At 63.1% G+C, this 13,772-nt stretch carries 12 protein-coding genes and 1 other RNA gene; 9 read left to right on the forward strand and 4 right to left on the reverse strand.

Translation table 11 applies throughout. From position 1 onward, the window contains the following. The first annotated feature begins 5 nt into the window (after positions 1-5). A complete protein-coding gene (locus BLR34_RS03080) occupies positions 6-1,694 on the forward strand; it encodes an NAD+ synthase (protein WP_092699315.1) in 1,689 nt (562 codons plus the stop codon). Between the two features lie 28 nt (positions 1,695-1,722). Here BLR34_RS03080 and BLR34_RS03085 read toward each other — a convergent pair whose 3' ends face one another. After that, positions 1,723-3,813: a cupredoxin domain-containing protein gene (locus BLR34_RS03085; RefSeq protein WP_176765227.1), complete on the reverse strand. Its 2,091-nt coding sequence runs from the start codon at positions 3,811-3,813 to the stop codon at positions 1,723-1,725. 144 nt (positions 3,814-3,957) lie between these two features. Continuing rightward, positions 3,958-5,064 (reverse strand): hypothetical protein, encoded by a 1,107-nt coding sequence (locus BLR34_RS03090; protein WP_092699317.1) that lies wholly within the window; start codon positions 5,062-5,064, stop codon positions 3,958-3,960. A 104-nt stretch (positions 5,065-5,168) separates the two neighbouring features. Between BLR34_RS03090 and BLR34_RS03095 the strand changes: the two genes are divergently transcribed. Then, positions 5,169-5,471, forward strand: coding sequence for a DUF5785 family protein (locus BLR34_RS03095; protein ID WP_092699319.1), 303 nt, complete (start codon positions 5,169-5,171; stop codon positions 5,469-5,471). 40 nt (positions 5,472-5,511) lie between these two features. On the opposite strand, the gene BLR34_RS03100 is transcribed toward BLR34_RS03095, so the two are convergent. Then, positions 5,512-5,832, reverse strand: coding sequence for a DUF5798 family protein (locus tag BLR34_RS03100; protein ID WP_092699321.1), 321 nt, complete (start codon positions 5,830-5,832; stop codon positions 5,512-5,514). A gap of 86 nt (positions 5,833-5,918) precedes the next feature. Between BLR34_RS03100 and ffs the strand changes: the two genes are divergently transcribed. From ffs to BLR34_RS03125, 5 genes are all read left to right on the forward strand, one after another. Then, positions 5,919-6,228, forward strand: an RNA gene (gene ffs / locus BLR34_RS03105) — signal recognition particle sRNA. 88 nt (positions 6,229-6,316) lie between these two features. Beyond that, on the forward strand, positions 6,317-8,113 hold the full coding sequence (locus BLR34_RS03110; protein ID WP_092699323.1) for a PAS domain-containing protein: 1,797 nt from the start codon (positions 6,317-6,319) through the stop codon (positions 8,111-8,113). Between the two features lie 55 nt (positions 8,114-8,168). Beyond that, on the forward strand, positions 8,169-8,447 hold the full coding sequence (gene gatC / locus BLR34_RS03115) for an Asp-tRNA(Asn)/Glu-tRNA(Gln) amidotransferase subunit GatC (protein ID WP_092699325.1): 279 nt from the start codon (positions 8,169-8,171) through the stop codon (positions 8,445-8,447). Further along, on the forward strand, positions 8,444-9,721 hold the full coding sequence (gene gatA, locus BLR34_RS03120) for an Asp-tRNA(Asn)/Glu-tRNA(Gln) amidotransferase subunit GatA (RefSeq protein ID WP_092699327.1): 1,278 nt from the start codon (positions 8,444-8,446) through the stop codon (positions 9,719-9,721). Before gatC ends, gatA begins: the two co-directional genes overlap by 4 nt. Before the next feature lie 41 nt (positions 9,722-9,762). After that, positions 9,763-10,182, forward strand: coding sequence for a CBS domain-containing protein (locus tag BLR34_RS03125; RefSeq protein WP_218120834.1), 420 nt, complete (start codon positions 9,763-9,765; stop codon positions 10,180-10,182). A gap of 260 nt (positions 10,183-10,442) precedes the next feature. Here BLR34_RS03125 and BLR34_RS17490 read toward each other — a convergent pair whose 3' ends face one another. Then, the gene (locus BLR34_RS17490) at positions 10,443-10,565 is read right to left on the reverse strand and encodes a hypothetical protein (RefSeq protein ID WP_281240900.1); all 123 of its coding nucleotides are present in this window, start codon (positions 10,563-10,565) and stop codon (positions 10,443-10,445) included. A 71-nt stretch (positions 10,566-10,636) separates the two neighbouring features. Between BLR34_RS17490 and BLR34_RS03135 the strand changes: the two genes are divergently transcribed. Both BLR34_RS03135 and BLR34_RS03140 read left to right on the forward strand, forming a co-directional pair. Further along, positions 10,637-13,072 (forward strand): heavy metal translocating P-type ATPase, encoded by a 2,436-nt coding sequence (locus BLR34_RS03135; RefSeq protein ID WP_092699331.1) that lies wholly within the window; start codon positions 10,637-10,639, stop codon positions 13,070-13,072. Positions 13,073-13,120: 48 nt separating this feature from the next. Further along, positions 13,121-13,705, forward strand: coding sequence for an NUDIX hydrolase (locus BLR34_RS03140; RefSeq protein WP_092699333.1), 585 nt, complete (start codon positions 13,121-13,123; stop codon positions 13,703-13,705). Positions 13,706-13,772 lie beyond the last annotated feature (67 nt).

Genomic DNA, 13,772 nt, shown 5'->3' on the forward strand with positions numbered 1-13,772 from the left:
CTGGAATGGCCCGGAACGTCCGCGTTGCAATCGTACAGCACAATCCCGTCGTCGGCGACGTGGCTGGAAACGCCGAGCGTCTCGCCGACGAATACACCAGCGTGTGTGCTGGTGACCCGGATTTCGTCGTCACACCGGAACTCTCCTTGCTCGGCTATCCCCCCCGGGACCTACTCCACCGGCCGGGTATCATCGATGCACAGGCGGAGGCACTCGACGCCCTCGCTGCACGAACCACAGCGGGCCCGCCCCTCGTTGTCGGCACGACACTCCAGACCAGCAAACAGACTGGCCCCCCTCTGTACAACGCTGCCGTTGTTCTCCGTGACGGCAGTCGGGCAGGCACATATCACAAGCGTCTGCTCCCGACCTACGACGTGTTCGACGAACACCGGTATTTCGAGGCGGGTGACCGGCCGACGACGCTGACCGTCGATGGTGTCGACGTGGGAATCACAATCTGTGAAGACGCATGGCACGACACCACAATCACAGGGCAACGCCGACACGAAGTCGACCCACTCGCAGAGACGGCACAGATGGGTGCCGACCTCATCGTGACGCCGTCGGCGAGTCCGTTCAGCATCGACAAGCCAACCGCCAGAGCAGAACGCTTTATCGAACACGCCGAGCGAACAGGGTGTCCGGTCGTCTTCGTGAATCAGGTCGGCGGCAACGACGAACTCATCTTCGACGGCAATTCGATTGTCGCGACAGCCGAGGGTATCGTCGAGCAACTGGAGCGTTTCGGAGCCGATACACGTCTCGTGGATGTCCCCCTCGACGGGTCCGGCAGGCCGACACACCGACCCGATACTCCGCCGGCATCGCAGGTACGGCAGGCGCTTCGTCTGGGGGTGTCCGACTACTTCGACAAGACGGGATTCGAGGAGGCAGTTATCGGACTCTCTGGTGGCATCGACTCTTCGGTCACTGCCGCGCTCACCGTTGATGCACTCGGGGCCGACGCTGTCTACGGCGTGTCACTGCCAAGTCACATCACGAGCCAGCAAAGCGTCACCGACGCGCGCGCAGTCGCCGAAAATCTCGGCATCGAGTTCGATGTCGTGCCCGTTGGACCGGCTGTCGATGCTGTTTCCCGGCAGCTAGACGAACACGCGGAACCCTTGAGTGGGATTGCGGCCGAGAATATTCAGGCACGCATCCGTGGTGACGTGTTGATGGGCCTCGCCAACGAGCGCAACGCGCTCGTGCTCACCCCCGACAACAAAAGCGAAGCCGCCGTCGGATACTGTACGCTGTACGGCGATGCTGTCGGCGCGCTCGCGCCGCTGGGTGACTGTTACAAGCGGGTGGTTTACGAGCTTGCGGCGGCGTTCAACGACCAGTCACCGTCGTCGGCGACGGCGTCACCGGTCATTCCCGAGACGGTTCTAGAAAAGGAGCCGACCGCCGAACTCCGAGAAGACCAGACCGACGCCGACGAACTCCCATCCTACGAGCATCTCGACCCTGTCCTCGAAGCGTATATCGAAGGGACACCCGGAGCAGAAACACTTCGGGAAACGTACCCCGAAGAAGTCGTCGATGCCGGGGTCGGTCGCGTGACTCGCTCGGAGTTCAAACGGCGCCAGACGCCGCCGCCGTTACGAGTAACGACGAAGGCACTTGGTCGGGGGTGGAACTACCCAATTGCCGCCGAATACGGACACGTCACCGACCGAGACGAGTAGACAACACCGCAGTCTGCTGTCCGTGCGGTCAGTTTTCGCCGGACTCGTCGTCGACACCGAGTGTCCGGTACAGGTACGTAGCGACCCCGCTCAGGCCGGCGATACCGGCGACCGGTCCGAATCCGGGTCCGTCGCCGTCTGCACTCTCGGTCTCGTCGGTCTCGTCCTCGTCGTCCATACCGCCGTCCATGTCGCCGTCCATGCCGTCGTCCATCTCACTCGTGACGGTCACGGTCGCGTCGTCAACGACGGCACTACCCTCGCCATTGAGGTAGGGGCCGTCTGCGCCGCCCTCGCTCTCGACGAAGTCGTACTCTTCGTTGCCGTTGGTATCGCGGTGGGGCATCGCCACCAGCGTGTCGTCTTCGGTCATCTCTTCGTCAAGCACGATTTCGAGGTCCTCGTAGCTCCCCGGCTGGAGATACTCCGAGACACCGACGACACTACCGAGGGCGTCGCCGTCGAGGAGGGTGCTGTCGTGTATCGTGACGAACCCGCCGTCGTCTAGCTCTGCGGAGTCGACTAGTACTGCCATCCCGTCGGTCTCTTGGTCTGAGAACGAGACCGTTGCATCTCCAAGGACTGTTACCTCTGCTTGAGCGATGACCGCGCTCCCGTCTGCAACATAGGGGCCGTCTGTGCCGCCCTCGCTCTCGACGAAACTGTACGACTCGTCGCCGTCGGTGTCGCGGTGAGGCATCGCGACGAGGGTGTCGTCCTCGGTCAGTTCCTCGTTGAGCGTTATTTCGAGGTCCTCGTAGCTCCCCGGCTGGAGATACTCCGAGACACCGACGACACTACCGAGGGCGTCGCCATCGAGGAGGGTGCTGTCGTGTATCGTGACGAACCCGCCGTCGTCGAGCATCGCAGTATCGACGACGACAGTGGTACCGTCTGTCTCTTGGTCGGAAAACGAGACGGTCGCCGTTCCCTGTACTGTCACGTCGGCCGCGTCGGTGACTGCTCCGCCGTCGAACGTGTACGGCCCGTCGGCCCCGCCCTCGCTCTCGACGAAGCTGCACGACTCGTCGCCGTCGGTGTCGCGGTGGGGCATCGCCACCAGCGTGTCGTTCTCCGCCAACTCCTCGTCCAGCGAGACGGTCACGTTCTCGTATGTCCCCGCGTCGAGGTACTCAGAGACGCCGATGACGCTGCCCAACGGCTCACCGTCGAGCAACGTACTGTCGTGAATCGTGACGAAGCCGCCGTCGTCGAGTCTGGCGAAGTCGACAGTGACCGACCCTCCCATCGTCGTCTGGTCGCGCATCTGGACCGCAGCCGCGCCGTCGACCTGCACGTCGGCGTCGTCGGTGACAGGGTCGCCCTCGACGACGTAAGGACCGTCGGTCCCGCCCTCGCTCTCGACGAAACTGTACGACTCGTCGCCGTCGGTGTCGCGGTGGGGCATCGCCACCAGCGTGTCGCCCTCGGTGAGTGGGTCGTCGAGTTCCACCGTCAGGTTCTCGTAGCTCCCAGAATCGAGGTAGTCAGAGACACCGATGACACTGCCCAGTGCGTCGCCGTCGAGCAGATTACTGTCGTGAATGGTGACGAAGCCACCGTCGGTGAGCTCGGCCGAATCGACGACGACCGACGTGCCTGTTGTCGACTGGTCAGCAAACGTGACTGTCGCCGCCGGCCCCTCCTGTGTCGTCTCGATGGAGCCGGTCATCGCACTGTGGACCGTACAAGCGTAGCTCGCCATCTCGTCGGCGAGTTCGCTGGTCAGCGTAAACGAGACACTCCCGCCGTCGTCAACCCAGTCTGTCTCCGAATCGCCCTCGAACGAGCCGTCGTCGCTCTGGCTCAACAGCGTCTCGTTGTCGCCAGCATAGAACGCGAGGGGGTGGCTACTTCCGCCGTTGTTGACGAACGTGTACCGAACGCCCTCACTGAGCGTCAGCTGTGGGTTGTCCTCACCCGTCGGCCCAACGTCGTCTGCCCCGTCGACGCTTGTTATCTGCCACGCGCTTATGCCAGCGTTGTCCAGTGTGACCTCTACGGTTGTGTCTTCTTGCCCGGCGACGGCGGTACTCGACAGCCCCGCCCCGACCGTGGCGACACCGATTCCGGCCAGTACGCGCCGCCTACGACGGCTGTCAAGCTGTTGATTCGACATAACAACATATTATCAGCGTAACCCAACTAACCAATACCTTCCCTGTTAGGCTCCGCGTCGTCGCTATCCGTCTCGATACCGTCGCGTGGGGCTGTTTTTCGCTGTGTCGCCAACTCCTGCGGTGTCGAAAACAGAGCGGTGACCTCAGTCTGCCGCTATGGCTTGGTCTATGAGTTCGTCACCGAACAGCTCGGACCACTCCGTGTCTGCGTCCTCAGCCGCTTCGAGTGCGGTCACGAGGTTCTCCGGCCCGGCGCGGAATGCGAGCGTGACGCGGTCTTCTGAGGAATCGACCGTTGTGCTGTCGAGTAGCCACTCGATGGGCTGCTCTTCGGGGTCGGGGTCTTCGTCGAGCGACGACGGACTGAGGAACGGCTCTAGGAAGCCTGCGTACGTCTCTGCGCCGTCAGAGGAATTGAACACGACATCTGTCTCCGCGTTCAGCTGGTCGTCTTCTGTGTGATAGCTCATCGTCACTGCTTCGACCTCGGGGGCGAACAGCTCACCAAAGCCGCCACCCTCGGAGGTGATGCTGTTTGCCATCTCGGCCTGCTCGTCGGACAGCGTCGTCGCCGCGCGGACGTAGCCGTCGGTGGTCCCCTCGTAGAGGTCTTGGAGCTCGGCATCGATTCCGGGTGCATCACCCTCCCGGGTGTCGATTACGTCTTTGACGGCGGCATCCGTGCCAACCGCGAAGGTTCCGTCGCCGAAGTCCGCGACCCACGAGGAGTCGTCGAACATCTCTTCGTCGGTCTCGTAGACGGTGACGCCGTTGTAGCTCGTCTCTTCGAACTCGACATCCTCCTCGCCGGCGGCCTGCAGGGTCTCCCAGTCGAGGTCGGTCTTGAATATTGTACCCGTGTACAGTTCCTCACCGTCGACCGAACCGGTGAACGTCGTCATGCTGTGAACGTCGTCCAGCGCGATATCGGTCTCGTTTTCGAACTGGGTGAGCGTATCTTCCCACGTCCCCCAGTCGGCGTCACTCTCGCTCACAGCGTCGCTGTCGAGTGCCTCTTCGACGACAGACTCAGTGACCGAGTCCGTCAACACGGCGGGCTCGACGTGTGTAACGCCGTCTGCGTCGGCGGGCACGCTGCCAAGCGGTGCCGAATCGTCTGCACTGTCGTCGCTGACAAAGCCGGCACAGCCCGCAGAGAGTGCCAGCACCGCAACCGCGACGAGTGCGAGATGCTGGCGCGATAGTCGTCCGAACACCGTGGCGGGACCGGTGGGCAGCATTCTGTCCATGTTGGCAACCTACGGTTTGCCAGAAAAATATCTTGTGTACAATCTCACCGTCAGATACGGCGGCGAGAGGAAATCCTTTTTGTCTGTTTCCACTAACGCCCGGTATGGACTGGCCACACGACCCGGATGGTGACAAAGGTAGCGAGGGGCGACGCAAGTACGGACACGCCGTGCTCGCAAAGAAAGTCGACGAAGGCGAAGACTTCCCGTTTACTGTCGGCGAGTACGTCGAACAGTACGGTGACCACCCGGTTCGCATCGATTACGAGCGCGTCGTCAGCGTCGAGGACATCTTCGAGGACATCGACGACGATACCCAGTTCGAGGACTTCCCCGAGTTCCACAAGACTGCCGGGAAAGCACTTCGAGAGAAAGATTACTGGCCGTACCGACTCGAAAGCGCCTGAGGGGCCTACCCCAGAGCGGCGCGTCTGGGTATCAAACGGACTATGTATCGTCGTCTTCTCCCGACTCGCTCGACGGCTCTTCTGTCGATTCGTCGGCAGTCGCGTCGTCCTGTGGGGGTTCGGGGAGGTCGGCGGTGTCGAGGACATCCTCGACATCGAGCCCCTGTTCGTCCGCGATAGCTTCGAGCAGTGCGCGCTGTTGTGCCATCTCGTATTCCATGTCGTCGACCTGCTGGCTCGTCGTCTCCATGTCGTTCTGGAGCTGCTGGAGCTGTTCCATCATCACCTGCATCTTCTTGTAGCTCTCCTCGGCAACTTTCGTCGCGCGCTGGACCTTCTTTGCGGTGCCGCTGATATCCATACGCCACGGTAGCCGGGGAACCCTGTTGGGTGTTACGGAGTTCGACCCAGTCCGAAAGCCCCTTATGGGGAACGCGAACTATCCTTAGATGGACTAGGTCGGGCGGTTAGGCCCCGCTCGTATACCACAAGTGGCCTTAAGTGGGACCAAATTCCGGGGGCGTGCGGTAGACGGTCGCGGGCCCCGCAAGCCAACGTCGAAGCCTCGTCCTTCGGGGATGGAGGTCCAGACGACTGTGCCTGCAGGGGCGCAGGCGTCTGGTTAACCGAGGGTAGTCCGCCAGGCGCGGAAGCGAGCAGCGGGCCCTCGGACATCTGTCGCTCGAAGGGCCGCGGGGTGGAGGAGGCACGCGGGCCTACCCGCGTCCGAACGCCGTGCAATCTCGGCAGTCCACATTCATACGCTGTCCTATCATTTCACCAGCGACGTCTGTGCCTGCGTGGAGCCCGAATATTGATACTTCTGTAACCTATACGATGGGCCAATGAGTTCTGACCTCGACCGGGTCACGGAAGCCGCCGTCCTCGACAACCTCCGTGAGCCGGTCGTCGTCGTCAGAGCTGACGACGATATTATCTACGCGAACGAGCGGGTCTGCGAGGTCACAGCGCTACCAGCGGACGCGCTCGTCGGAGCTTCTGTCACGCGCCTGCGTGAGTTCATCGATGGAGATTTCGGCTCGTTTCAGCGCAGTATCGACCGCGTCCTACACGACGGTGTGACGGAGTGCCGTGTCGAGTTGTCGGTGGTGTTGCCCGACGCTGCGCCGGTCGATAATGCGGTTCCGGCCGAAGCCCGTGTCACGCCGTTCACAGAGGGTGACCGCGTCGCCGGCGCGCTCGTCGTCTTCCGTGATATCGGTGACCGCAAACAGGCTGAGACAGAGCTTCGGGAGAGCGAACGCCGGTTTCGGACGATGTTCGAGTCACACAGCGCCCCGATGCTGCTCATCGACCCGGAATCGGGCGAAATCATCGAGGCCAACGCCGCCGCTGCCGCGTTCTATGGCTACTCTGTCGGAACGCTGACCGAGATGACTATTCAGGAGATGAACCGCATGTCAGCGTCGGAGGTCGCCCGCGAGCGAGAACGCGCTAAGGCACAGGACCGCAACCACTTCGAGTTCGAACACGAACTCGCCTCCGGCGAGGTGCGGACCGTCGAGGTACACTCGACTCCGCTGGATATCGACGGCAGGGAGCTTCTCTTCTCTATTGTCCACGACATCACCGAGCGCAAGGAGTCACAGCACGAACTCGAACTGTTCAAGGAGGCCGCCCTACAGACCGGTCACTCGGTGCTCATCACCGACAGACAGGGCGTCATCGAGTTCGTGAACCCTGCGTTCGAGGAAGATACTGGCTACAGCAGTGAGGAGGCGGTCGGGCGAACGCCGGCGATACTCAAATCGGACAAACAGGACGACTCCTTTTACTCGGAGCTGTGGGAGACGATTCTGGCCGGTGAGGTCTGGGAGGCCGAACTCGTCAACCGCCGCAAGTCCGGCGAACTGTACTACGTCGAGCAGACCATTGCGCCGATAACTGACGAGGAGGGTGAGATAACCAACTTCGTCGGCGTCCAGTCAGACATTACCGAGCGAAAGCTCCGCGAGAAACGACTCGCCGACCTGAACCGGATACTCCGTCACAACCTCCGGAACAGTCTGACGGCCATCGAGGGATACGCGCGGTCGCTCATGGACGAGGTAGGCCCTGACCACCAGCACAAACTCTCCCGGATTCTCGCCCAGGCGGAGTCACTCGCGGACACGAGTGACAAGATAACGACTGTCCGCCAGTCCCTCGACAATCAGTACGATATCGATTCGACCTGTAACCTGGATACGGTGCTCTCAGACGTTGTGGCCGACCTCACCAGGAGCTATCCGGCGGCCTCGGTCACCGTCGACGCCGACCCGGTCGACCTCGATATCGACGCCGGGACCTGCTGGTCGCTGATGGCTGAACTCATCGACAACGCGATTACACACCACGACGGCGAGCGGCCACAGGTTACTGTTACCGTCGAGACCGTGGAGGACCCCTCTGCCCCCGTTCTGGTCCACGTCGCAGACGACGGGCCGGGCATTCCCGAGCAAGAGCGGACGGCCATCGAGGTCGGCCCCGAAGACCCGCTGAGCCACAGCAGTGGCATCGGGCTTGCTCACGTCCACTGGCTGGTCATCAACTACGGCGGTGACGTGACCATCTCCGAAAACGAGCCACGTGGTACGGTAGTTACGCTGTCGCTACCCAAAGCCGGCGGTGGGTCCACGTAACCACCCGTCGTGCCCTTTCGAAACGCTTACCGCTGGCACGGCACTCCACTCGGGCATGAGCAACTCACCCGTCGATACTGACGAGGTCGAGCATATCGCCGAGCTGGCGCGAATCGACCTCGACGAGGACGAACGCGACCTGTTCGCCGAGCAGTTCGCGGATATTCTTGCTTCGTTCGAGACGCTCGATGAGGTTCCCGAGGTCGACCGCGACCCTGACCTGACGAACGTGATGCGTACCGACGATGTCGAGGAGAGTCTCGACCGCGAGGCGGCGCTTTCGAACGCTCCGGAGACCGAAGACGGGCAGTTCAAAGGCCCGAGGGTGTCATGAGCTACAACGGTTACATCACCGAACAGCGAATCGACGGCGCCGACGACGGGCCGCTGGCCGGTCGAACCGTCGCGGTCAAGGACAACATCTCGACGGCGGGTGTTCCGACGACGTGTGGCTCGGCGATGCTCGACTCGTACGTGCCGCCGTTCGACGCGACGGTCGTCGAACGCCTCAAGGAGGCCGGCGCGACCATCCCCGGCAAGACCAACATGGACGAGTTCGGGATGGGGACGACGACCGAGACCTCGGCGTTCGGACCGACTGAGAACCCCGCCGCCGAGGGCCACGTTCCCGGCGGCTCCTCCGGTGGGTCTGCGGCCGTCGTCGCGGCCGGCGACGCCGACATGGCGCTTGGGACTGACACCGGCGGCTCTGTTCGGTGTCCCGCCGCGTTCTGTGGTGTCGTCGGCATCAAACCGACCTACGGCCTCGTCTCGCGGTACGGCCTCGTCGCGTACGCGAACAGCCTCGAACAGGTCGGGCCAATCGCACCGACCGTCGAGGAAGCTGCCCAACTGCTCGACGTTATCGCAGGGCCAGACGAACGCGACGCGACGACACGAGACCCGGACGGCGAGACCGATTACGCCGCCGCCGCCGACGGCGACGTGGCGGGCATGGACATCGGTGTGCCGACCGAACTGGTCGAGGGGGCAGACGACGCAGTCCGCGAGCGGTTCTGGGACGCTATCGACGCCCTCGAATCGGCGGGCGCGAGCTACCACGAGGTCAGCCTGCCCAGCGTCGAGCACGCTGTCGAGGCCTACTACGTGATTGCGATGAGCGAAGCCTCCTCGAACCTGGCGCGCTACGACGGCGTCCGGTACGGCCAGTCCGGCGGCTACGAGGGGAACTGGAACGAGACGTTTGCCGCCGCTCGCGAGGACGGGTTCGGTCCGGAGGTCAAACGCCGGATTCTCCTCGGGACGTACGCCCTTTCTGCGGGCTATCACGACAAGTACTACAAGAAGGCACAGGACGCTCGCGCCTGGGTCAAACAGGACTTCGACGAGGCACTCGAGGAGGCGGACGTACTCGCCTCACCGACGATGCCGGTCCCGCCCTTCGAGCGCGGCGAGAGCCTCGACGACCCGCTCAAGATGTACCTTGCCGACGCGAATACGACGCCTGTCAACCTCGCAAACCTCCCCGCCATCTCGGTCCCGGCAGGCGAAACCGACGACGAACTTCCTGTCGGTGTTCAGTTCGTCGGCCCTGCATTCGGTGAGTCCGCCATCATCCGGGCCGGCAGCGCACTGGACACCCTGTAAGCGAGCCGAACGGTTAGGTTTCTGTAGCCCCAAGGTCGCGTATGCAGGTCACTGACATCATGTCGACGCCTCCAGTGACCGTCGAGGCCGAGGCTACGCTGTACGAGACGATCGCGGTGATGCTCGAACACAGCGTCGGGAGCGCCGTCGTCGTCGACGAGTGGATGGTCGGCGTCATCACGCGCTCGGATATTCTCAGAGCTGCCTACGCCGCCGGGGACGAACTCGACTCGATTCCGGTCACCCGAGGGATGAGCGACGATGTGGTGACCACGAAGCCGGAGACCTCTATCCGACACGCGCTGGAGCTGATGAGAGCACACGACATCAAAAAGCTCCCCGTCGTCGACGACCTCGACCTCGTCGGGGTCGTCACGGCGACAGATATCGCCCGCCACCAACCCGAGCGCGTTCGGGAGCTCCAGAGTGCGATAGAGCGCCGCGACGACTGGACGGACTAGCGCCTGCTCGGGAGCGTAAACGGTTGTCACTCCTCGGGCTGGTTCCGGAGGTCCTGCACGCGCAGTTCGCCGTCGGCGTCGGCTTCCCCGTCTGGCTCGCGGACCTCGATCCGGCCGTCGACAGCCTGGCTCAGCGTGTTGGCCGTTTTGGTGTCGTGAGTCGTCGGGTCGATAGCGACGACGCCGAGCCCGCCGGCACTACCGCCTCTGTGCGACTTGCTGTGGCCTCGATACTTTTTCTCGAGAGTTCTTCGTGGTGCCTACCGGTCTGCCTCGTCGGGGTCGACACAGAGAATCCTGCGTGTCATTTCACGCTCTACCTGAACGACCTGTCCGAAGATGTATCTACCGCCCAGATGGGCGGTCTCCGGTGTCTCTTTCACCAACCGACAGCGTATTTTGACTGGGTTCCTTAGCGGCAATACTGACTTGGGCACGGCTGCTCAGTGGGCCAATGACAGACAACAGCTGTACACTCTGTGACCTTCCGGTCGGGACCGCCCCTGTCGAGAGCGACGGCGGCGAGCAGTTTTGCTGTCGTGGCTGTCTCGGCGTCTATCAGACGCTCGAGGACAGAGACGACCTCTCTGCCGATGACGATGTCGAAGCGATTCAGGCGACGCTGGAGGCTGACGACGACGTTCCCGAGGCCTACGAGACGACATTTCTCCGCATCGACGGGATGCACTGTACGACCTGTGAGACGTTCATCGAAGGCCGGGCGAGCCAGGACGACGGCGTTGCAAGTGTCGACGCCAGCTACATCACCGATACCGTCCGCATCGCACACGACCCCGAGACCGTCGATGAACCGTCGCTACGCGACCAGCTTACCGGTCTCGGGTATCGGGCGTACGCGCGTGACGACCCGATGGGAGAGCGACAGGCCAAGGACGATATTCTAATGCGGCTCATCGTCGGCGTCCTCTTCGGGATGGCCGTGATGATGATGTATCTCGCGGTCGTCTATCCGACCTACTTCGATGGCGGACTCTACTACCCGGCTGGACAGGCCGAGATGCTCGAAGAGATGATTGCGAGTACCTCTGCCTCGTATTTCTTCGTCGCGATGGGCGTGCTCACCAGTATCGTCCTCTTCTATACCGGGGGTCCGATTCTGAAAGGTGCCTACGTGAGTCTGGAGATGCGCCAGCCGAACATGGACCTGCTGGTTGCCCTCGCCGCGGGCGCTGCCTGGGCGTACAGCACGTTTGCCATCTTCGTCGGCGAGTCACACATCTACTACGACGTTACGGTGGGTATCATCGTTGTCGTCACCGCCGGCAGCTACTACGAGAACGACATCAAGGGACGAGCGACCGAGAAACTCGCCGACCTGACAGAGGCACAGGTCGAGAAAGCGCGCCGCTATGACGGTACCGGCGCGACCGACATGGTTTCAGTCGATGCGGTCGCCCCCGGCGACAGACTGCTCGTCAAAAACGGCGAGCGGATTCCCGTCGACGGCACCGTCTCCGAAGGCGATGGAACCGTCGACGAGGCAGTTGTCACCGGCGAGTCTCGACCCGTCCCGAAGCGAGAAGGTGATACCGTCGTCGGCGGCTCACTGCTCGCCGAAGGCTCGCTCGTCGTCGAAGTCGGCGAGAGCGCAGACAGCAGTATCGGTCGCATCACGGATATGGTCTGGGACCTCCAGAGCGCCAACCACGGCGTCCAGCAACTCGCCGACCGGCTGGCGACAGTGTTCGTCCCGGTGGTGCTTGTGTTTGCGGTCGTGGTGGCTGTCGTCCACGCTGGCCTCGGTGCAACCCCCTCGGAGACGCTGCTGGTCGCGCTGACCGTCCTCATCGTCTCCTGTCCCTGCGCGCTCGGACTGGCGACGCCGCTGGCTATCGCATCAAGCGTCAGAGAAGCGCTCGAACGCGGTATCGTCGTCTTCGACGAGACTATCTTCGAGCGTCTTCGGGACGTAGACACCGTCGTCTTCGACAAGACTGGGACCCTCACAACAGGCGAGATGCGAGTCGTCGACACGACCGGCGACGAGCACACGCTCGAACGCGCGGCGTTGCTCGAAACCCGCTCTTCGCATCCGATTGCCGAGGCGATTGCAGACGCTTACGGGACCGACGAGGTTGCACCGGACGGCGGTGTCGTCGAGTCGGCCGAGGCGGATGACTCCCGACAAGGCCGTGTCTCCGCGTTCGAGAGCTACCCGACCGGTGTCGGAGGAACGGTCGATGGAACCGACGTACTCGTCGGTCACCCGGACCTGTTCGCCGAGCGTGGCTGGACGGTCCCACAGCGGTTCACGGAGCCACTCGACGATGCGAGAGCGGACGGCCACGTTCCCGTGGTCGTCGGTGAGGACGGCACGGCAACGGGCGTTGTGGTCGTCGGCGACAGCCCACGCGAGAACTGGAACACAACGGTCGAGCGTCTCGACGAGCGCGGGGTCGAAGTAGCCATCCTGACGGGCGACGACGAGCGTGCGACCACGCGATTCAGCGACCATCCGGGCGTCGACCACGTGTTCGCCGGTGTGCCGCCCGAGGGCAAAGCCGAAACCGTCAGACAGCTCGGCGCCGGAAAACAGACCGTCATGGTCGGCGACGGCACCAACGACGCGCCCGCACTCGCACAGGCCGACCTCGGCATCGCGCTCGGCAGCGGAACCGCACTGGCGGCCGACGCCGCCGACGTGGCTATCGTGACCGACGACCTGGACTCGCTGGAGACGGTGTTCGAACTCGCCCGGGGAGCCAACCGCCGGGTGAAACAGAACATCGGCTGGGCGTTGTGTTACAACGCCGTCGCCATCCCGCTCGCAGTGACAGGTATCATCAACCCCCTGTTCGCCGCTGTGGCGATGGGCACCAGCAGTCTGCTGGTCGTCACGAACTCCTCGCGGGAACTGCTCTCCTCGTAATGCGGTCGACCGACACGTATTTGCTGTCGAGTCTCGACGCTGTGAGTCATGGCCGAACACGTCAACAAAACGGTGGTTCAGTCGCGTCTCGACCGCCTCAACGAAGACTACCGCATCGGCTATACGGAGTCCGAGACGGTCACGGTCGACCCGGATGGGTTTGAGGCCGAGATTCGGGCCGCCCGAGACGGCTACATCGGCAGCAGTTACGTCTGGATTGTCCGGCGGCCCGGACAGGCGAGTCCGCTGTCGGAGTCGATGCCCGACGACGCCCATAGCGAGGAGGAGCGCGTCCTACTGATTCTGGGCCGCGGCGGCCACGCGTGGGGGATTCCGGGCGGCGGCCGCGAAGACGGGGAGACCTTCGAGGAGGGGGCTCTCCGGGAGGTGCGCGAGGAGACTGGCATCGAGTGTACCATCGAGAGCTGTTTTGGCACCAGATACGAACGCCGAACGAGCCCGGCCCACGAGGAGGTATTGCACACTCTCCGTGTCGTCTTCGAGGGGACGTACGCGGGCGGCACAATCACGATACAGCCGAGCGAACTCAACGGCGCGGCCTGGCGCGCCAGACGGCCATGCTGTCTCCATCCGCTCGCGAAGCCGGTCGCAGCGGAGTGGTTCGAGGAGTAATCGGCGGATTCTCCGCTCTCGTCGCCCGATTCCGTCAGACGGGCGTCTGCCAAACAGCCAAGGTTTA

The sequence above is a fragment of the Halovenus aranensis genome, assembly GCF_900100385.1.
GTDB classification, from domain to species: Archaea; Halobacteriota; Halobacteria; order Halobacteriales; family Haloarculaceae; genus Halovenus; species Halovenus aranensis.

Coding starts and splice junctions, on each gene's coding strand:
- BLR34_RS03085 (WP_176765227.1), bottom strand. CDS start 3,813: ATGTCGAATCAACAGCTTGACAGCCGTCGTAGGCGGCGCGTACTGGCC.
- BLR34_RS03135 (WP_092699331.1), top strand. CDS start 10,637: ATGACAGACAACAGCTGTACACTCTGTGACCTTCCGGTCGGGACCGCC.
- gatC (WP_092699325.1), top strand. CDS start 8,169: ATGAGCAACTCACCCGTCGATACTGACGAGGTCGAGCATATCGCCGAG.
- BLR34_RS03090 (WP_092699317.1), bottom strand. CDS start 5,064: ATGGACAGAATGCTGCCCACCGGTCCCGCCACGGTGTTCGGACGACTA.
- BLR34_RS03100 (WP_092699321.1), bottom strand. CDS start 5,832: ATGGATATCAGCGGCACCGCAAAGAAGGTCCAGCGCGCGACGAAAGTT.
- BLR34_RS03080 (WP_092699315.1), top strand. CDS start 6: ATGGCCCGGAACGTCCGCGTTGCAATCGTACAGCACAATCCCGTCGTC.
- BLR34_RS03110 (WP_092699323.1), top strand. CDS start 6,317: ATGAGTTCTGACCTCGACCGGGTCACGGAAGCCGCCGTCCTCGACAAC.
- BLR34_RS03095 (WP_092699319.1), top strand. CDS start 5,169: ATGGACTGGCCACACGACCCGGATGGTGACAAAGGTAGCGAGGGGCGA.
- BLR34_RS03140 (WP_092699333.1), top strand. CDS start 13,121: ATGGCCGAACACGTCAACAAAACGGTGGTTCAGTCGCGTCTCGACCGC.
- gatA (WP_092699327.1), top strand. CDS start 8,444: ATGAGCTACAACGGTTACATCACCGAACAGCGAATCGACGGCGCCGAC.
- BLR34_RS03125 (WP_218120834.1), top strand. CDS start 9,763: ATGCAGGTCACTGACATCATGTCGACGCCTCCAGTGACCGTCGAGGCC.